The organism is Lentzea alba (assembly GCF_011067745.1).
GTDB classification, from domain to species: domain Bacteria; phylum Actinomycetota; class Actinomycetes; order Mycobacteriales; family Pseudonocardiaceae; genus Lentzea; species Lentzea alba.
Map to the genome: position 1 here is coordinate 1 of NZ_JAAMPJ010000006.1, position 19,895 is coordinate 19,895.

The 19,895-nt window shown below is 65.9% G+C and carries 14 protein-coding genes; 8 read left to right on the forward strand and 6 right to left on the reverse strand.

Translation table 11 applies throughout. From position 1 onward, the window contains the following. Positions 1 to 543: aminotransferase class I/II-fold pyridoxal phosphate-dependent enzyme (locus tag G7043_RS22050; protein ID WP_166048319.1), on the forward strand; the 543-nt coding region annotated here is incomplete at its 5' end. Here the strand turns inward: G7043_RS22050 and G7043_RS22055 are convergent. The 5 genes from G7043_RS22055 to G7043_RS22075 all read right to left on the reverse strand — a co-directional run bounded on the left by G7043_RS22055 (position 533) and on the right by G7043_RS22075 (position 12,814). Further along, on the reverse strand, positions 533 to 1,282 hold the full coding sequence (locus tag G7043_RS22055; RefSeq protein WP_166048321.1) for a sulfite exporter TauE/SafE family protein: 750 nt from the start codon (positions 1,280 to 1,282) through the stop codon (positions 533 to 535). The two genes, G7043_RS22050 and G7043_RS22055, sit on opposite strands and share 11 nt — an antisense overlap. Positions 1,283 to 1,405: 123 nt before the next feature. Further along, entirely contained in the window at positions 1,406 to 3,544 is a 2,139-nt protein-coding gene (locus G7043_RS22060; protein WP_166048323.1) for an SdrD B-like domain-containing protein, read from the reverse strand. A 91-nt stretch (positions 3,545 to 3,635) separates the two neighbouring features. Further along, positions 3,636 to 6,818, reverse strand: a complete 3,183-nt coding sequence (locus tag G7043_RS22065; RefSeq protein ID WP_166048326.1) for a hypothetical protein — start codon at positions 6,816 to 6,818, stop codon at positions 3,636 to 3,638. 122 nt (positions 6,819 to 6,940) lie between these two features. Next, on the reverse strand, positions 6,941 to 10,126 hold the full coding sequence (locus G7043_RS22070; RefSeq protein ID WP_166048327.1) for a carboxypeptidase-like regulatory domain-containing protein: 3,186 nt from the start codon (positions 10,124 to 10,126) through the stop codon (positions 6,941 to 6,943). A gap of 54 nt (positions 10,127 to 10,180) precedes the next feature. Next, a complete protein-coding gene (locus tag G7043_RS22075) occupies positions 10,181 to 12,814 on the reverse strand; it encodes an SdrD B-like domain-containing protein (RefSeq protein WP_166048329.1) in 2,634 nt (877 codons plus the stop codon). A 254-nt stretch (positions 12,815 to 13,068) separates the two neighbouring features. On the opposite strand from G7043_RS22075, the gene G7043_RS22080 reads away from it, so the two are divergent. From G7043_RS22080 to G7043_RS22110, 7 genes are all read left to right on the forward strand, one after another. Next, on the forward strand, positions 13,069 to 13,500 hold the full coding sequence (locus G7043_RS22080; protein WP_207311604.1) for a helix-turn-helix transcriptional regulator: 432 nt from the start codon (positions 13,069 to 13,071) through the stop codon (positions 13,498 to 13,500). Between the two features lie 10 nt (positions 13,501 to 13,510). Next, entirely contained in the window at positions 13,511 to 13,921 is a 411-nt protein-coding gene (locus G7043_RS22085) for a VOC family protein (RefSeq protein WP_166048331.1), read from the forward strand. A 157-nt stretch (positions 13,922 to 14,078) separates the two neighbouring features. Further along, positions 14,079 to 14,786 (forward strand): class I SAM-dependent methyltransferase, encoded by a 708-nt coding sequence (locus G7043_RS22090; protein ID WP_207311555.1) that lies wholly within the window; start codon positions 14,079 to 14,081, stop codon positions 14,784 to 14,786. Positions 14,787 to 15,064: 278 nt separating this feature from the next. Further along, complete coding sequence (locus tag G7043_RS22095) at positions 15,065 to 15,271, forward strand: hypothetical protein (protein ID WP_166048333.1); 207 nt, start codon at positions 15,065 to 15,067, stop codon at positions 15,269 to 15,271. Between the two features lie 205 nt (positions 15,272 to 15,476). Next, positions 15,477 to 17,540 (forward strand): sensor histidine kinase, encoded by a 2,064-nt coding sequence (locus G7043_RS22100; protein WP_166048335.1) that lies wholly within the window; start codon positions 15,477 to 15,479, stop codon positions 17,538 to 17,540. Positions 17,541 to 17,542: 2 nt separating this feature from the next. Beyond that, positions 17,543 to 18,196, forward strand: coding sequence for a hypothetical protein (locus G7043_RS22105; RefSeq protein WP_166048337.1), 654 nt, complete (start codon positions 17,543 to 17,545; stop codon positions 18,194 to 18,196). Further along, positions 18,193 to 19,206: a ComEC/Rec2 family competence protein gene (locus tag G7043_RS22110; RefSeq protein WP_166048339.1), complete on the forward strand. Its 1,014-nt coding sequence runs from the start codon at positions 18,193 to 18,195 to the stop codon at positions 19,204 to 19,206. Before G7043_RS22105 ends, G7043_RS22110 begins: the two co-directional genes overlap by 4 nt. On the opposite strand, the gene G7043_RS22115 is transcribed toward G7043_RS22110, so the two are convergent. After that, positions 19,203 to 19,859: a hypothetical protein gene (locus tag G7043_RS22115; RefSeq protein ID WP_166048341.1), complete on the reverse strand. Its 657-nt coding sequence runs from the start codon at positions 19,857 to 19,859 to the stop codon at positions 19,203 to 19,205. The two genes, G7043_RS22110 and G7043_RS22115, sit on opposite strands and share 4 nt — an antisense overlap. Positions 19,860 to 19,895: the final 36 nt, after the last annotated feature.

The following is a 19,895-nucleotide window of genomic DNA, read 5'->3' on the forward strand; positions in this document are numbered from 1 at the left end:
AGCGACGTGCTCGTGGTCATCGACGAGGCCTACAAGGAGTTCGTCGACGACGCCCACATCCCCGACGGCGTCGAACTCGCCAAACAGCAGTGGGCCGCCGGCCGCGACAACGTCGCGGTGCTGCGCACCTTCTCCAAGGCCTACGGCCTGGCCGGCCTGCGCATCGGCTACGCCGTCGCACCCCCCGCCGTCGCCGAAGCCCTGCGCAAGGTCTACGTACCGTTCTCCGTCAACGCACTCGCCCAGGTCGCCGCGATGGCCTCACTCGACGCCGAAGACGAACTCATGGTCCGCTGCCGCGCCATCGTCGCCGAACGCACCCGCGTCCGCGGCGAACTGCTCGCCATGGGCTACGACGTCCCCGAAACCCAGGCCAACTTCGTCTGGCTGCCACTGGGCGAACGCACCGCCGCGTTCAACGAACACTGCCTCGCACACAAAGTCGTCGTACGCGCGTTCGCAGGCGACGGCACCCGCGTCACCATCGGCGAACCCGAGGAGAACGACGCCTTCCTCGCCGCCGCCCGCACCTTCACTTCATGAGCAGCTGAACGATCGCCGCGACTCCCACCACCACGATGACGCCGCGCAACACGGCGGGTGGGAGTTTGCGGCCGATCTTGGCCCCGATCTGGCCGCCGACGACGGACCCGACGGCCAGCAGCAGCACGGCCAGCCACGCCACGTCGGCGATGAAGATGAACATGACGCCCGCGACCAGGTTCACGAACGCGGTCAGCAGGTTCTTCAGCGCATTCATCCGCTGCAGGTGCTCGTTGACGAGCACGCCCATGATCCCCATGACCAGCACGCCCTGCGCGGCGCCGAAGTAGCCGCCGTAGATGCCCGCGGCGAAGACCCCGAGCCACAGCAGCACGCCGCCGTCGCCGTTGCCGCGCTTGTGCGAGAGCTTGCGGTTGAGCCAGGGCTGGATCACGACGAGGACCAGCGCGATCACGATCAGCACCGGCACGATCGCCTTGAACGCCTTGTCCGGCAACGTCACCAGCAGGATCGCGCCGACGATGCCACCGAGGATCGAGGCCGGCAGCAGCTTCGCGATGCGGGACCTCTGCCCCTTCAACTCCTCGCGATAACCCCACGCGCCGGACAGCGAGCCGGGCACGAGGCCGAGGCTGTTGGACACGTTCGCGACGACGGGCGGGTAACCGACGGCGAGCAGAACGGGGAACGTCACGAGCGTGCCGCTGCCGACGACGGTGTTGATGCCGCCTGCGAACACACCCGCGATGACCACCGCGATTGCTTCCCAGACCGTCATGTCCACCCCCAGATACCCAACAGTTAGCGACGCTAACACTCCACTCGGGACAGCGAAGTGTGTCGCTGACAACAACAGGCCCGGCACTCAGGGTGAGTGCCGGGCCTGCAATTCGACTTTCAGTTATGCGATCTGGCGCCTGCGACCGATCACGCTGGCACCGAAACCGAACGCCACGAGCAGCACACCGATCAGGCCGAGGCCCAGCACGCTGGCACCGGTCTTGGCGAGCGCGTCACCGCCACCAGCAGCTGCAGGTGCGGGCGGCGGAGTGCCGCCACCGCCACCACCGGCACCACCGGCAGGCGTCTCAGGCTGCGGGACGGGCACGACCGTGAAGTCGCTGCGCCACTCGCCGCCGGCGTGGACCCGGACGTGGCCGCCCCACTCGCCCTCGAACTTCCACGGCCCGTCGACCCACGCCCACCAGTCACCGGCGGGAACGCGGTCGAAGCGCACGTTGCCCGCGGCATCCGAGATCGTCTCGGCGACGTCCACGTTCCGCTCGCGGTCGCGCAGCACGATCCGGGTGTTGCCGATGGCCTCACCCTCGTCGACCGTCCAGTTGCCGTTGCGGTCGTGGTAGAGCTTGCCCACCAGCGAACCGAACCCACCGGGAACGCGGGCCGAGTCGAACGCCTCGGCGGCGTCGGTGTTCCAGCCGGCGTACGGCGCGAAGCCGCAGGAGGCGACCACCGTGCCGAAGTTGAACGCGGCCTGCGGCACCTTCTCGGTGGCGATGAACGTCTTGGTCTCACCGGCGCCGACGGTCACGCCCTTGCCGGGTGGAATCAGCTCACCCCAGCCCGTGGCGGGACCGTTGCCCGGCGAGCCGCCGAGCTGGTTGTCGTCGCCGATGCGGTTGCACCAGGCCTGGATGCCGCTGAGCGCGCGATCACCGGAGTTCGTCAGCGTGATCGTGATCCTGGCTTCCTCGCCGACCTGGTAGACGTCCTTGTCGAGGGTCAGCGTCGCGCTGAGCGACTCGGTGTACGGACGCTCACCGCGAGCCGTGAGGTGGACCGGTGCGCCCGGCTGTACGCGGACCTTCGAGTCCGTGCCGTCCGAGTGCACGACCCAGCCGTCCGCGAAGGTGTAACCGACGTAGTAGTCGCCCGACGGCAAATCCTTGAACGCGTAACGGCCGTCCGCTTCCGTGGTGGTCTTGAAGTAGCCGTACGGCGTACCGCCGTTGGCCTCGACCACGACGCCCGCGGCCGCTTCGCCGGCGTCCTGCTGTCCGTTGCGGTTCTTGTCGGCGTAGGCGACTCCCGAGATCTCGCCCTTGGTCTGCACGACGGTGACTTCGCCCGAGAGCCCGCACTGGCACGGGTTCGGCCGGCCGTCCCAGTCGATGATCGTCGACGGCCGCACCTTGCCGTTCGAGATGTCGCGGATCGGACCGGAGACCTGGAACGTGCGCGACTCCCCGGAGGCCAGGTCGATGCCGGCACCGCGCCAGCCGAAGTCGCCCCACTGCTCTTCAGCGGTCTCCACGGCGAACAGCGACCACATCAGCTTGGCGCGCCGGGCGGTCTGCCCACCGATGTTGGTGACGGTCGCGGTCATGCGCACCGTCTCGTGCGACTCGTAGCTCGACTTCTCGAACGTCAGCGAGCCGCGCAGGTCGGCGGCGGACGTCCCCGGCTCCATGAGGTACATGCCGCCGCCACCCGTGTCTGACTCCGGGACGTAGACCGGTATGCCGCCCTGGCCACTGCGCAACTTCCAGGCGGTGTCGAACACACCCCAGTACTGCCCGGCCGGAATCCCGGTGAACACGATCTTGCCGTCTGGTCCGCTCACGAAGTCGGCGACCTTGGTGCCGGTGGCCGGGTTCAGCACGGCCACCTTGAGGCCGACGATCTCCTCACCGGGGTCGTCCCAGGAGTCGCCGTCCTGGTCGTGGATGAACTTGACCGTGAACTTGCCGACGGCGGCCTTGGGCGGCTCGGCGGGCGCGGCCGGAGCCTCGACCGGTGTGGCCGGGGCCTCGACGGGTGCGGTGGGAGCCTCGGTCGTCGGCTCGGCAGGCTCGGTCGGCTGAGCGGACTCACTGGTCGGCGTGGACGAGGGTGGTGCGGGCTCGCTCGACGACGGAGTGGGCTCCGCCGACGGCGTGGACGTCTGTGTCGGCACCGGCGGGGTGCTCGTCGGGTCGTCCTGCGCCAACGCGGCGGACGTGCCGCCGAAGGCCAGGACGACAGCGGTGGCCAAGGCGCCGACCCTGAGCAGGGCGCGTCTGGCCGATCTCTCGGACATGTGGATTCCCCAAAGTGAGCGAATGTGGTGATGTTCGGCGGGCCCCGGCACTCGGGGTGAGTGCCGGGGCCCGCCGGTTCTGTGGTGCGATTTATGCGGTCTGGCGCCTGCGGCCCATGACGCTGGCACCGAGACCGAAGGCCACGAGCAGCGCACCGATCAGGCCGAGGCCCAGCACGCTCGCACCGGTCTTGGCCAGAGCGTCACCCGAACCTCCACCGGCCGAACCCGCGACAGGCGGCACGTTGGTGCCGGGGGTCTGGTCTTCCGGCAGCGGGTAACCGGGGTCCCCGACCTCGGGGCCCGGCACCAGGAAGAGCGTCTGCTCCCAGGTCTCGCTGCCGACCCGGACGTGGAAGTACGGGTTCATCCGGCGGTACTCGATCTGCCACGGACCGGGCGCGACCACGTCGTACCGGCCGACCGGCAGGTTGAAGACCTTGAACTTGCCGTCCGCGCCGGTGATGGTGCGCGTGACCACCTTCTTCGAGATGGTGTCGAGCAACACGAGGGTCTGGCCCGCCACCGGCAGGTCTTCCTGACCGCCGTTCGGGTCGTCCTTCAGCAGCTCGCCGATGGCGTCGGCGCGCTGACCGGGCACCCGGAACACGTCCGTGGCGTCGGCCGCACCCGGATCGGACGGGTCGGGCGCGATGTTGCAGCCGACGATCGCGTACCCGATGCGCGCCGCCTCTTCCGGCTGGGCACCGGAGACGTGGAAGACCTTCGACTGCCCGTTGGGCACGGACACGCCCGCGCCGTCCGCGGCCAGCGGTCCCCAGCTCGCCTCCGAGTTGTGGATCTCCCCGGGCTCACCCGGACCGCTGCAGAACGCCTTCACCGCGGGCAGGTCCGCGCCCGTGTTGTTGGTGATCGTGATGGCGGCCTCGTAGCGCTCACCCGGCGCGTACTCGCGCTTCGCGAACCTGATCGAGGCGGGCAGCTTGTCGGACAACGGCCGCACCGCGCCGACCTCGAGCACCGATTCGACGTCGGCGCTGACGGTCAGCTCAGCGGTCTCGTGCCGGACCCACCCGTCGTTGTAGTACGCCCACACCTTGAGCACACCGACCGGGAGGTCCTTGAACGAGGCGCGGCCGGAAGCGTCGGTCTTGCCGTCCCTCCAGATGTTCGGGTTGCTGCCGCCGGACACCGTCACCTGGGTGTCGGCGAGCTCCTCGCCGGCGTCCCTCTTGCCGTTGGCGTTGCGGTCGCCGTACAGCACGATCACCGCGTCACCCTTGAGGAAGTTGACCGTGGTGACCGCGGCCGAGGTGTTGTTCTCGGGGTTCTGGTCCTGGAAGGACGTGGTCTTGAGCTTGAGGGAGACCTTGTTGTCACGCAGGTAGAACGGCGCGCGGCCGACCAGGGTCAGCTCGCGGCTCTCGCCGGGCCACAAGCGCACCGACTTCGAGTCGGCGAACTCGCCGAGCTGCGACTTGTCGAACTCGAACTCGTTCATGTCGCTCGACCACTCGGTGGAGAGGCTCACGTCGGCGTCGTAGCCCGTGCCGACGTTCTTCACCGTGACGTGCATGCTCATCGGCTCGCCCATGTCGTACGCGTCCCTGTCGAACTTCGCGGTGACCGTGAAGTCCGGCTTGTGCGCGGCCGGCGCGGGCACGTCGACATCACTCGGCACGACCTGGAGATCAGCGCTGTTCTCGGTGTCGGCGACGATGTCGGCGGTGAACTCCTTGCCGTCCTTGGGCGCCCACTTGCCGGCCACCACGAAGACGACCTTGCCGACCGGCACGTCCCACACCGAAAGGCTGCCGTCTTCCCAGGTCCGCGCGTCCTTCAGCGGCCGACGGGTGACGGCGTCGAGCACGCTGACCGGCGTGTTGCGCACCGGCTCGTTGTTCTCGGCGTTCACGACCTTGCCGAACACACGGCCGAAAATGCCGTGCACCTGTGCGTATGCCGTGCCCGCGTAGGCGTAGCCGCTGTTGTTGGCACCGGCGTTGCCGAACGAGCAGGAGGCGTAGAACGTGGTGAAGTTCAGCCCCTTCGGCACGCTGTCGGTGGCGCGGACCTTCAACTCGCCACCGGCGGGCACCGTGACACCGGCGCCGTTCGGCGCCAACGCGCCCCAGCCGGCGCTGGTGAGGTACTGGCTGTTGTAGCTCTCGCAGACCGCGACCACGCCGGTGAGGGCCTGGCTGCCGCTGTTCTTCAGGGTGATGTCCAGGCCGACCTCGTCGGTCGGCGCGTAGGACCGCTTGTCGAACGCCAGGGCGGCGGTCAGCGTCGTCTTCACCGGCGACGCGACCGGAACCATGATCTTGGTTTCCTTGCCGTTCTCCACGACGAAGTCCGCGAAGCCCGGCTGCACGACGTACTGGTTGAGCCAGTCGACGGACCAGACCTTGTGCGCACCGGCGGGCAAGGTCCACATCTTGAACGCGCCGTTCGCGTCGGTGAAGCTCGACCTCGTCTCGGAGGGCGTGCCACCTCGCGTGCTGATCCAGGAGTTCGCCAGGCCCTCGCCCGCGTCGAACGCGCCGTTGCCGTTCTTGTCGGAGTAGACGACGCCGGACACGTCACCACGGAGCTGACGCACGTTGAAGTACATGTCCGTGCCGTTGTCACCCGGCGTCGGGTCGGCGACGCCATCCACGGTCGCGCGGAACTGGAACGGCACCGACGGCAGGGACAGGTTCGACGGCCGCAGCACGAGGCGGATGACCTTCGGCTGGCCCTTCGCGATGGACGGCCGCGAGCTCAGCTCGTCGGCACCCTTCGCCAGCCAAGCACTCTGGATCACGTGACCGAACCGGACGTTCGCCGCGACGGTCTCGCTCTTGTTGGTCACCGTGACGGTGACGTTGATGTCCTCACCCGGCAGATACTCGGCCTTGTCGGACTGCACCTGCACGGCGAGATCGGGTGGCGGCACGTTCGCCGGCAGCTGCGCGAGCTTCCCGTCCTGCTCCGGCCTGGTGTCCGGGGTCGACGGCTCGACCGGCGTCGACGGTGTCGTCGGCGTGCTCGGCTCGACCGGGGCCGACGGCGTGCCCGGCTCCGTCGAGGTGGGCGGCGCCGGGTCGGTCGTCGACGGTGGTGCCGGTTCCTCCGAAGTGGACGGAGGCGTGCTCGGCTCGGTCGTCGGCGGCTGCGCCGGCGTTTCCGGCTGCGTCGGCTCGACGGTCGACGTGGGCGTTTCCGGCTCCTGCGCGAACGCACCAGTGGTGGCGGTGCCGAACGCGAGTACCGCGGCGGTGGCCAATGCCCCGATTCTGAGCAGGGCGCGGCTGACCGATCTCTCGGACAATGGATCCCCCATAGATCCCGTTGGTGGTGGGTCCTTCGGCGTCATAGCCCCCGCACGCGCCGGTCAGACCACTGAAAAGTACCTCACACGCTCCACTGTGGATGGAGCGTGTGAGGTTGGGCTCAAGCTGTAACGCGTGGTGCGGTCGGCTTCCGCCGCAACGCCGCGCCCGCCAGCACGAGCAGGACCCCGAAGAGCCCGAGACCGAGAACGCTGACGCCCGTGTTCGCGAGCGCGTCGCTGTTCTTGATCGCCGCGACCGGAGTCGTGCCGGTGTTGGCACCACCACCGGGTCCCGGGCGGACGATGGTCGGGTCGGCGACGTCGGGGCCCGGCTCGACCCAGATGTACGACGGCCACTCGCGGCCGCGGACGTTGACGAGCCCCTCGCTCTCGCTGTCCACGACGACCCGCCACGGACCGACGACGAGCGCCGTGTACTCACCGACGGGGAAGTCGGGGAAGACCCAGCCGCCGTTCGCATCCGTGGTGGTGCTCGCGACCGGCTGTTTCGTCTCCGGGTCGAGCAGCACGAGCTTCACGTTCGGCACCGGCTTCGGGTCCCTGAAGTCGGTGCGCACGAAGCCGTCGAACGTCTCAGCAGCACCGGGAACCCTGGCCGTCGTGAGCGTGGTCGGGCTGCCCCACACGAGGTCCGGACCGAAGGTGCAGCCGGTGCGCACGAAGCCGTAATCCGCCGCAGCGGCGGGCAACGGAGCGTTGACGTGGAGGTTGAAAGTCGCGCCGGCCGCGATCTCCACACCGGCAGCGTCCCTGTGCAACAGGCCCCACTCAGCGGTGTCGTTGCCGATGTACGCGTCCTGGGTGTTCCAGCAGCCTCCCTTGACCAGCAACGACTTCGCGGTGCCGTTCGTGATCGAGACGGAGATGCCGACCGTGTCACCGGGCTGGTAGGTCGCCTTGTCGTACTTGACCGTCGCCTTCAGCTCGTCCGACAACGGCCGAACCAGCCGCACCGTCGCGGTGCCCTCGTCGCCGGGGTTCACGACCGCGGTCTGCTCCGCGTCGGTGTTGCTGCCGCCGGGGAGCCAGCCGGACTCGCGGTCGTACTGGTCCGAGGCGCGGTACTGGCCCGCGGGCAGGTCGGTGAACCGAACCCGGCCCGAGGCGTCGGTCCTGCCGTCCTTGTTCACCCACGGCGTGCCGCCGCCGAACTGGACCTTGCGGTTCGCGAGTTCCTCGCCCGCGTCCACCTTGCCGTTCAGGTTGCGGTCGCCGTACACGAGAACCGACGCTGAACCGGTGCCCCACGTGACGTCCGCGCTTGCCTCGGCCTTGTTGTTGTCGTAGTTCGGGTCACCGGTGAAGGTGCCGACCTCGGCCAGATACCGCAGCTTGCGCAGCTTCTCCAGATCGCTGCCGCCGTCCCTGGGCCGGGCGCTGACGGTGACCTGCTTGCTCTCACCCGGCCACAGCTCGATCTGCGGGTCAAGGAACTTCCGGAGCTCCTGGTAGTCGTAGTAGGGCTCTTGCTCGTTGAGCGGCGTGCCGTGCCAGCTGCCCCGCGCGGGCTCGGTGCCGGTGCCGATGTTCTCGACCTTGATCGTCAGCCGGACCGGCTCGGAGATGTCGTAGGTCTGCCTGTCGAAGGAGACCGAGACCTTGAGATCAGGCGCGAACACCGTGGGGTCCTTCACGAACGGTCCCTGCACGACCACGAGGTCGACCTCGACGTCCTGCTCCGCGATGACGTCGACGAGCCGTCGCGGGCTGCCGTCCTCGAGCTTCCAGTCGCCGACGACCTGCAGCGCGATCTTGCCCTGCGGCAGGTTCCGGATGTTCCAGGCCCCGCCCCAGGAGGTCTCCGCCTGGCCGACGATCCGGTTGTTCGCCGGGTTGTACGCGACGACCTTGGCACCGTTGACACCGCCGCCGTTGTTGTTCAGCACCCGGCCGGACAGGCTGCCGCGGGTGCCGGCGACGTCCACGCCGGCGGTGATGCCGGGGTTCGCCGAGCCGTAGCCGCCGCTGAAGTCGGTGTTGCGGCCGTCGACGCTGAAGGTGCAGGCGAAGTAGACCTTGCCGGTCGGGTAGTCGACGTCGGGCACGATGTCGGTGACGGTGACGGTCTTCGTCTCGTGTGCGCCGATCGTGACGCCCGCGCGGTCGGGGCGCAGGTCTCCCCAGCCGTCGCCGGTGCCGTCGAGCGTCGCCGGGTCGTTCTCCGGGTCGCAGACCGCGACGAGACCGGTGATCGGTGCCGCGCCGTTGTTCTGCAGTCTGACGCTCGCGGTGATCGCGTCACCCTTGGCGTACCTCGGCTTGTCGAACGAGACGCCCTGGATCCACAGCGAACGCGACAGCGTCGGCACGGCCTGCAGCGCGACCTCGGTGGTCTCGCCCTTCTTCACCACGACGAACTGGCCGGGCTTGACCGTGAGGTCCGGACCCATGCCGGTCCGGCCCTGGTAGCGCACCTGGTACGTGCCGGGCGGCACATCGCGCATCGTGAACCGGCCGCCGTCGTAGGTGGTGGCCGAGTTCGGGAACTCGGGACCGCCGGACAGCCGCAGCGACTGGAAGTCGATGCCCTCGCCCGGACTCACGACGCCGTTGCCGTCGCGGTCCTCGAACAGCACGCCGTTCACGACGCCGGCCTCACTGACGAACTTCGCCTCGGCCCGCACCATGTTGTCGTTCGGCGTCTTGTCGGTCGCGCCCTCGACGTAGGTGCGCACGGTCAGCGCGACGCTCGGGGCACCCCACTGGGCCTTGGCGCCGAGCTTGATCGTCTTGGCCTCACCCGGCGCGAGGCTCGGACGGGAGACCAGGTCCTCGACGCCGGTGGTCAGGTGCATCGAGAAGGGCTCGCTGGCGAACCGGATCTGGTTGGCGGGAGCGTCACCGTCGTTGCGGACGGTCACCGTGATGCCGAGCGGTTCGCCCAACGAGTACTCGGGCTTGTCGAACTTCACGGACAGCTTGAGGTCCGGAGCGGCCTGTTCGGCCTGCTGCTCGTTCTTCTGCTCGGCGGGCTTCTGCTCGGCGGGCTTCAGCTCGGGCTCGACCGTCGTGGCAGGTGGGACGACGGGCGGCTGAGCCGGGGTCTCGCTGGGCGGCGTCGACGGGTCCGCGGGAGGTGTCGACGGCGTGGACGGCTCCGTGGACGACGGCGGTGGCGTGGACGGCTCGGTCGACGCGGGCGGTTCCGGGTCGGTCGAGGACGGCGGCGTCACCGTTTCCGTCGGCGTCGGCGGGGCGCCGGTCGGGTCGTCCTGCGCGAGCGCGCTGGCCGAGCCGCCGAACGCGAGCAGGGCGGCGGTGGCCAGCGCGGTGAGTCTCAGCATGCCTCTTCTGGCGGATCTCTCTGACATCGGTACCCCAGAGTTAGTGCGGAAGGATCAAGAAGTCTTGCGACGGCCGGCGATGCGAGCGCCGAAGCCGAACGCGACGAGGAGCACGGCGACCACGCCGAGCCCGAGCACGCTGGCGCCGGTCTTGGCGAGCGCACCCCCGGTGCTGCTGCCGCCGCCGGACTGTCCGCCCTGCTGGCCGTTGTCGCCGCCGGCCGGAGGTGCGACGTCCGGACCGGGCACCACGAAGAACGACGTCCGCGCCAGCTGGTCGGCGAGGATCTGGTGGTGGCCGCCCCATTCGCCCTCGGACTTCCACGGGCCGTCGACCACCGACCAGTAGTCACCCGCCGGGACGCCGTCGAAGCGAACGTTCCCCTCGGCGTCCGAGACCGTCTCGGCGACGATGCCGCCGAACTCGCGGTCGGTCATCAGGAAGACCCTGGTGTTGCCGATGGCCTCACCGGGGTCCACGACGAAGTTCTTGTTGCGGTCGTACGCCAGCGGACCAGCCAATGAGCCCGTGCCACCGGGAACGCTGGCCCAGTCGTAGGCGCTCACGACGTCGTAGTTCCACCCGGCCCACGGCGCGAAGTCGCACGCCACGTGCACGCGGTTCTCCCAGCGCGCGGTCGCGGGCACCTTCTCCTTGACGATGATCGTCTTGGTCTCCCCGGCGGCGAGCGTCACGCCCGTCTCGCGCAGATCGCCCCAGCCCTCGGCCATCGGCCAGCCGCTGCCGAGCTGGTTGCCGTTGCCCGCCCGGTCGCACGCGGCGATGATGCGGCCGACCTCGTAGTCGGCCCGGTTCGACAGGGTGATGGTGACCTTGGCTTCCTCGCCGATCGAGTAGACCGACTTGTCGAGCACCATCGTCGCCCTGAGCGCCTCGGTGTACGGGCGCTCCGCACGCGCGGTGAGCTGCACGGGCGCGCCGGGCGTCACGCGGATCTCCGGGCCGTCGCCCTCGCTGTGCACGATCCACCCGCCGGCCAGCGTGTAGCCGACCCAATAGTTGCCGGACGGGATGTTCTTGAAGGAGTAACGGCCGTTGGCGTCCGTCGTGGTCTTGACGTAGCCGTACGGCGCACCGCCGTTCGCCTCGACCAGGACGTCCGCGGCTTCCTCTCCGGGGTCCTGCCGCTTGTTGTGGTTCCGGTCGATGTAGACCACGCCACCGAGGTCGCCGTTGGTCTGCACGACCTCGGCCTGGGCGGAGAAGCTGTTGTTGCCGGGGTTCGGCACGCCGATGTACTCCACCATCCCCCAGAGCGACAGCTTGCCGTTGGGGAAGGAGCGGATCTTGCCGGAGACGCTGAACGTGCGGGTCTCCCCCGGCGCGATCCGCACGCCAGGACCGTCCCGCCGGACGTCACCCCACTGGTTGGGATAGCCGAGGTCGAGGTCGTAGAACGAGTCGAACAGCCGGAAGCGCTCGGCGGTCTTGCCGCCCTTGTTCGTGACGGTGACGTCGACGCGGACGATCTCGTGGGACTCGTAGCGCGGCTTGTCGAACTTCATGGTGGTCGTCAGCGACGGGGGCGAGGCGAACTTCAGGAACTTGTCGCTCGCGCCGCCCTGTTCGGTGACCTGCACCAGCTTCTGGCCCTCGTCGGTGAAGTCCCACGACCCGAGGAGCACCGCCCGGTACTCACCGGCCTTCAGCCCGGTGAACACGACCTTGCCGTCCGCGCCGCTCGTGCGTTCGGCGATCTGGACGCCGACCTTCGGGTCCAGCAGCACCACCTGCGCGCCGCTGACGGTCTCGTCGGCGTCGATGCGCTGGTTGGCGTTCTTGTCCTGGCCGAGCACCATCGTGTAGTTGATGCCGCCGACCACCGTCGCCTGGGCGAACACCGACGGACCGTCGGTGTTCCAGCCGCTGTTCGGCGCGAAGACGCAGTCGAGCGTGGCGACGCCCTCGGTGAGCGCGCCCTGCGGCACCTTCTCGGTGACCGTGAACTTGCGCGTCTGGCCGGGTTCCAGCGAGAGCGGGAACTGCAGGTACCACTCGGCGCTGTTGCCGAGCGCGTTCTGCTTGTTCGCGCGGTTGCACTGCGGGCCGATGTGGGCGATCCGGCGGTCGGTGTTGTTGGTGAAGGCCATCGCGATCTTCACGAAGCCGGGGTACTCGTAGCTGTCGCGGTCGAGCGACGCGCTCACCTCGAACTGCTCCGAGTAGGGCCGCTCAGCCCGTGCCACGACGTGGGTCGTGGCGTTCGCGGTGACCGTGAGCATGTTGCCGTTGAGGTCGGGGCGGTGCACGACCCAGCCGTCCTGCAGCTCGTAGAACGGGTTGTACGTGCCGGGAGCGACCCCCGCGAAGCCGAACTTGCCGTCCGCGTCGCTGGTCGTCTCGTGCCGGGTGCTGCCCCAGAGGGCGATCTTGCCGCCGGAGATCGCCTCGCCGGGATCCTGCTGCCCGTTGCCGTTCTTGTCGGCGTAGAGGACACCGGTCACGTTGTTCTGCGCCTGCTGCTGCGCCGGTTGTTGGGCCGGTTGCTGCGCTGGGGCGGGGGGCGGTGCCGGTTCGCTGGTGGGCGCGGGCTCGGTGCTCGTCGGCGGCGCGGGCGTCTCGACCGGTGCCGGCGTCGTGGTCTCGGTGGGCGCCGGCGGTGTGCTCGTCGGCTCGTCCTGCGCGAACGCCGCCGTGCTGAACACGAGCGCCGCGGCAGTGGTCAACGCACCGATTCTGAGCGCAGCACTGAACGATCTACCTGACAACGGATCCCCCAAAAGACCCCGAGATGATGGCATCTGCCGACGTCAGAGCCCCCGCACACGCCCGCAAGACGTCCGAAAAGTACCGCAGCCCAGGTGTTCGCGGAAGTGTCAAAGCGGTCACGAAAATGCGTTCAAGATTTTCCTCTTATGAGGGCAACCGACGGGGTTGGAAAAGCGTGAGCATCGCGGGGAGGACTGTGCCCGCGGGTGGCATGCTGTTGTTCGTGACGCCGGAGGACCTAGCGCACCTGCGCCGGGCACGTGACCTGATGGACCGCGAGTACGCCAGGCCGCTGGACGTGCCCGCGATGGCCCGCGCCGCCCTGATGTCGCCGGCGCACTTCTCCCGCCAGTTCCGCGCGGCCTACGGCGAGACCCCGTACGGCTACCTGATGACCCGGCGGATCGAGCGCGCCAAAGCGTTGCTGCGCCTGGGAACCCTCTCGGTCACCGAGGTCTGCGTGGAAGTCGGCTGCACGTCCCTGGGCTCGTTCTCGGCCCGGTTCACCGCGCTCGTCGGCGAGACGCCGTCCGCCTACCGAGCCCGCACTCACGATTCGTTGGCACGGGTGCCGGGATGTCACCTGAAGGGCCTGACGAGACCGAGCAGGTTTGGAGAAGCGTCGCGCGCCCGCTCTACCTAGGGTTTCGCTCATGAAGCTCTCGCACACGTTCATGTTCGTCCACGACCAGGACGCCGCTCTGGCGTTCTACCGCGACGTCGTGGGACTGGAGGTCCGCACCGACGAGTCGGTCGAGGACTACCGCTGGCTCACCGTCGGCCCGGCCGACCAGCCGGACATCGAGATCGGCCTGTCCTTGGTGGGTCCACCCGTCCCGCCGACCGACTACGAAGCGCTGAACGCGTTGCTGGCCAAGGGATCCCTGCAGGGCATCATCTTCGAACTGGACGACGTGGACGCGAAGTTCGAGCAGGTCCGCGCGGCCGGCGCCGAGGTCCTGCAGGAGCCGATCGACCAGTTCTACGGCGTCCGCGACTGCGCGTTCCGCGACCCGTCCGGCAACATGATCCGCTTCTCCACGCCGCGTTCCGTTGCTCCGTAAATCGCTTTTTCGTTTGGGTGTCAGTGTGCTTTAGTCAGGTCTTCCGTTCCACACGAGACAAGGTCGATGCCATGGGCAGCCCCGGACACACCGGGTGCCTCCGCAGTACCCGGTGATACCTCGCATCCTTTTCGTTGCGATCACCAGGAGCTTCACCTTGACGTGGTACACCTCTTTCTTCACCGACCTCGCGAACGGGTTCTGGCGCGGTGCCGTCCAGCCCTCGCAGACTCGTGCCGAGATCGACTTCGTGGTCGGCTTCAGCTCGGGGCGCCGGGTGCTGGACGCACCTTGCGGCAGCGGCAGGCACAGCGTCGAACTGGCCAGCCGCGGCTATTCGGTCACCGGTCTCGACATCTCCGCCGAGGCCATTTCGCACGCGCGTGAGTCGAGCGCGGACGTCGACTGGCATTTGGACGACGTCCGCAATCTCTCGTCGCACGGGTTCTCCGCGGATCTCGCCATCTGCATGGGCAACAGCTTCGGCTACCTGGACCACGCGGAGAACCAGCAGTTCCTCACCGCCCTGGCCGCCGTCGCACCCGTCGCGGTGCTCGACTACGGCTGCGCGGCCGAGTCGTTGCTGCCGTCGTTGCCGGGCGAGATCCGGATGTCGGCGGGCGGTGTCGACATGGTCGCCGCGAACTCGTACGACGTGTCGGCTGGGCGGCTGTCGATCGACTTCGAGTTCACCGATGGTGAGCGGACTCAGCGGTCGACTGCCGTTCAGCACGTGTACACGGCGGCTGAGCTCAGTCGAATGCTGCGGTCTGCTGGATATGGGTCGGTCGAACTGTTCGGCGACACGTACGGCAGCGCGTTCGGGATCGGCAGCCATCGGTTGTTGGTCGTGGCGCGACGCTGATAGCTGGGAAGGCCGGGGCGATTGGCCCCGGCCTTTCTGGTTTGCGGAAGCGGAGGGATTTGAACCCCCGGACGGTTGCCCGTCTCCCGCTTTCAAGGCTGCATCTGGCTGTTCCGGCTCGTTCGGGGTAGTCCGCGGTTGTCGGTGTTGCCTGGTCAGGGGTGCTGTCCCGTCCCAACCCGTCCCGGACCGTTGCTACACCCGTAGCTACACCTCGTCCTGGTGGCTGATCATGTGGTTGTCCCGTCCCGCTGGCTCCTCGGTCGGGCGGCTTTGGCGTGTCCGGTGGCCGTCGGCGCGGAGCGTTGGCGGGCGTCGATCGCCGTGCCCAGCTCGGTCAGGTCCTGGATCGCGCGATCGTCCTGGAGGTTGGGTGCCGGGAGCTCCTGGTTGTCGCCGCCGTCGGCGGCGCGCTGCCATGGATGGACGCCGGCCGCGCCGCACGGCCGACGGGCGGAGCGAAGCGGGAGCCCGGCGTGCCGTGATGGATGGGGAGCCGGTGCCAGCGTGACAGGCCCCGTGCGCGCCGCCGACGGCGGCGCGCCTTGATCCCATAGAGCCAAGTTCGGCACCACCCAACTCGTGCAGCGAGACCTACGCACCTTCACCTTGCCGTGCACCGACGCTACCCCGGCGATCATCTCTATGGCGGTAACCAGCTCGCCGTGCACAATGACCACGGGAGGTGTCGTGGACCCAACACCGCGCGCACAGATTCGGTTCGCAGCTGAGGTCCTTCGCCGACTCGGCGAAGAACTAAACCCGAGCATCGACCAAGGCATCATCGAGCTCGTAAAGAACGCGTACGACGCTGACGCGACGGGGTGCACGATCGAGCTGGTCGGCGTAGAGCAACCAGGCGGAACCGTCAGAGTCGTCGACGACGGTACTGGCATGACCAGCGAGCAAATCAAAGATGGCTGGCTTGTCCTCGGCCGGAGTACCAAGGTTACAAGTGTCCGGACCAAGCGTGACCGCCTTCCTGCGGGAAACAAGGGCCTAGGCCGTCTCGCCGCCCTCCGGCTGGGCCACACTGCACGGCTAACAACTAGGGCAGAAGCAAAGCCTGGCGAGGAGAACACGCTTGTTCTCGACTGGGACCGATTCGACGAAGTTGAGCTAATCGACCAAGTAGACCTCGAAATTTCGTCACACCCAACAGACGAAACACACGGAACAGAAATAGCTATCGAGAAGCTTCGAGGACGAATTGGTCGATCGGACGCAAAGCGTCTAGCAAGAGGCCTGCTTCTGCTCGCTGATCCGTTCGGAGACGATCCAGAAGCGTTTCGTCCACAGCTGATATCGACGGAGTACGAAGATCTCAGCAAGCTCGTTGCCGGATCATACTTCACCGAAGCGGAGTACCATCTGGTAGCAGAGGTAGACAGTGAAGGGAATGCAACAGCTCAAGTTCTTGATGCGTTCGACGGACCTCTGTACGTCGCTGAGCCGTCCGAGCTGAATCGCGAGAAGCGGCCGTATCAATGCCCAGCTGCCAGGCTTGACCTATGGGTGTTTATCCTCTCCGCCGAAGACTTTCGAATGCGTGCAGTATCGCTGCAGGAGGTTAGAGAGTGGCTACGGTCGTTCGGTGGTGTCCACCTCTATCTAAACGGGCTTAGGGTCGCTCCCTATGGAGACCCTGGCGACGACTGGCTTGGCCTCAACCTGGCCCGTGTCCGCAGTCCAGAGAATCGTCCAGGCACCAACACAGCCATCGGCCGCGTAACCGTCCAGGACGAAAAGGAACTACTCAAACAGAAGACCGATCGCCACGGGATAATCGACTCGGAGGCTTTCCAAGAGCTCCACCGATTTGCCGTCGATGCAGCCGAGTTCATGGCAAGAAGGCGCCAAGCAGCGTCGGATAAGCGGCGTCGCGAAGAGAAAGAAGCTGCTGAAGCAGCAAGCAAGAGCCGTCGAACGACGGTGGTGGAAGAGATCCGCAAGAGCGGCTCGAGCAACATACAACAGCTTGAAAAAGCCTTCAACGAGTATGAGCGAGCAAACGAAAAAGAGCGCGATACGCTGCGTTCAGAGATTCAGCTCTACAGGACCCTTGCGACTGCGGGAATTACAGCTGCAACATTCGCACACGAGAGTGCTGGCAGTCCACTGAAGGTAATCGATCAGTGCGCTAAGGCGATCCGTCGACGCGGAGCCACGACGTTCGGCCAAGGTTTTCTCGACCTCCTCCAGGAACAGTTGGACGCGCTCGATCGCGCTTTGCGCTCACTAGGGGTCCTGGGGTCAGTTACTCTACGCTTGATCGAGGCACGAAAGCGGCGGTCGCGTCGCGTTGATGTACATTTGGTAGTCAATCAACTCCTAGGCACATTAGCGCCCTTTCTCGAACAACGCAGAGTTTCCGTGGAAGTGGATCTGTACCCCGGAAGCCCGCATGTCCATGGAACAGAGGCAGCACTGGAGTCTGTGCTCACCAATCTCGTTAACAACTCGCTAGTTGCCCTTGAAGAGTCTGCGACCAATAGTAGAAGAATTAAGATTCAAAGTTCTGCAGACGGTCAATCCTTCACGCTGCGAGTATCCGATAATGGTCCAGGCATTGAAGACCTTCCCATGAAGGATATCTGGCTTGCCGGGCAAACCTCGAAGGAAAATGGAACTGGACTCGGGCTCACGATTGTTCGAGACGCCGTAGCAGATCTTGGCGGTAAGGTAAGCGCAGAAGCTCACGGCGAACTTGGTGGCGCTGCGTTCAGCATCGAACTACCACTACTGGAGGTCTAAGGGTGGAAATCGGCGGACGAACCGTCCACCGGGTAGGCGTGATCGACGACGACGAGCACGCGCGCCAGAGTTACTCTTGGGCCGTGCAAGATGCGCAACTAGAAGCGGTTGCTCAGAACGACCCGATAGTGGACCTCGCTAGGTACACCGATGATCTGCTGGGAAGAGTTGACGCTGTACTTTGTGATCAGCATCTACGGGTGAGTCAATTCGCACCTGTCGATGGCGCACAGATTGCCGCCACCCTATACAGTCGCGGGTTTCCAGCCGTGCTATGCACGAGATGGGAAAACTCCGCGCACCTCGACGAAATCCGCCCGTTTCTAGATCGAATCCCAGTGCTGCTCTCTTGGGAAGACCTCGAACCCGAACGTCTTCTCATGTCTCTAGAAATAACAATCGCCGAGCTCACAGGCACATTTGCGCCCCATCGAAGGCCATATCGGACGCAGATCTGCGTGGTGGAAGTCGAAGAGAACCACGTTACAGTGGAGATTCCGGGGTGGCACAGCGAGAAGTTCATTCAACTTCCACGGAAGATGCTTCCAGATACGATTAGAAGCACAGTACGTGCTCAGTATCGATGCCACGCACAGGTCAACTTGGAAGCCGAAGACCCGTCTACCCTCTATTTCAAGGACTGGGAAGCAGCGTGACTTCGTTATGTACCCTGGATGTCCTGGACGTCGGCCATGGAAACGCAGCGGTACTACAGGCCGGCGACAGCGTTACCGTCATCGATGCAGGGCTCGGTGTCACGCTTATCAAGTTCCTCGAAGCTGAGGGAATCAACCGCATCGACCGCGTGTTACTAAGCCACTCAGACCGCGATCATGTCGCGGGAACGATCAACCTGCTTGCATCGGAAACGTTCGATGTCCGAGCTGTGTATGTCAACCCAGACAGCAAGCCCAGCTCTATATGGGCCAGTCTCGCATGGGAGTTGAAACAATGGCACGACCGAACTGGAGGCTTGATCGAATTACAGCTCAGGCAGGGCATGGTCTTCGGCGAAGGCCCTGTCCGAATCAATGTGCTGGCACCAGGTATCCAATTGTCAGCACTGGCAGCTGGCGCAAAGGATAAAGCCGGTCGCACCATCACTGCTAACAGTCGGTCAGCCGTTATTCGGATCGATGCCGCTGACAAACCTGTTGCGCTTCTTCCTGCAGATCTCGACGACGTAGGTTTGGAGCATTTAACGGAGGACGGCCAATCCGACAAACTTAACGCGCAGGTCTTGGTTTACCCACACCACGGTGGAGCAAGTGGTCGAGGCAGAGGCGAAGGATCGTCTCCATACATTCGCTCGATAATTGATCTGGTATCGCCGTCGACGGTGATCTTTTCGAATGGCCGCGGAAGTTACGACTTACCTCGGGCAGAGGTCGTCGCCCAAATCCGAGAGATTGCACCTTCCGCAAGGCTAGGCTGCACTCAACTGAGTCGAGGTTGCGCGACAGAGGCACCCGCATTGGAAGACGAGACTGCAGGTCAACACTTACTTCCGTTAGTCGCACATGGCTCAAGCGCACGGAAGTGCTGCGGAGGCACCTGGCGAATAGTCTGTGACGACACTCGTATCTCGGTTCTTCCAGACGAAGCGGCACATAAGGGCTACATCGCGGCCTGCGCGCCTACAGCCTTGTGCCAGCGTCAAAACTAATCCAAACCCGCAGATCCTGCTGAACCACGCATAGGCAGTTGCATCAGCACCCGTTTTGTCAGGTGCCTCGTGCGAATTGCTTGATCTAGCCATTCCGTGACGTCAGATGTCACCAGATATTCAGCTAGCTGCTCGCACGTCTTCAGGAGGCCGTCGTTCGGCCGAACAACAATCAAGTGATTTTCGACGGCCAAGGTTCCGCAGGTTGCCCTCACGATCGAAGGCGCAAGACGAGCCCCTCCGCGAGATGGTGCAGATGTTCTCCGAAGGACCACAAATGGCGCCTTGTGAGTTCGTCCGGACCATTCGATTGACTCCGATACGTCCCGTATCGACTGGCCGATTGGCAGATTGGATGTCGTAATATACGGCACTGCATTTGGCGTTCGCTTGTCAACGAACGAAGGATCATGCCTGTGGGGCACAACGTCACCGATCGATATCGTTGCAACCTGTCCCAAGACCTGCACAGTGCTATCGGCGGTATTCGACGTCGAGGGAATATCGCCGACGATCATACTCGAACCCCTGCCGGATTCGTCTGACTTCTCGTCGGCGCGGACCGTGCCGTGCAGAATGAAGACATCGACGTCGGTCCATCGATCAAAAAGGCCGACAACCTCAACCTTGTTGACGTCGAGCAGTTTGTTCACTTCCTCGCGCCACTTTGCGTAGCGTGAGCCCGCTCT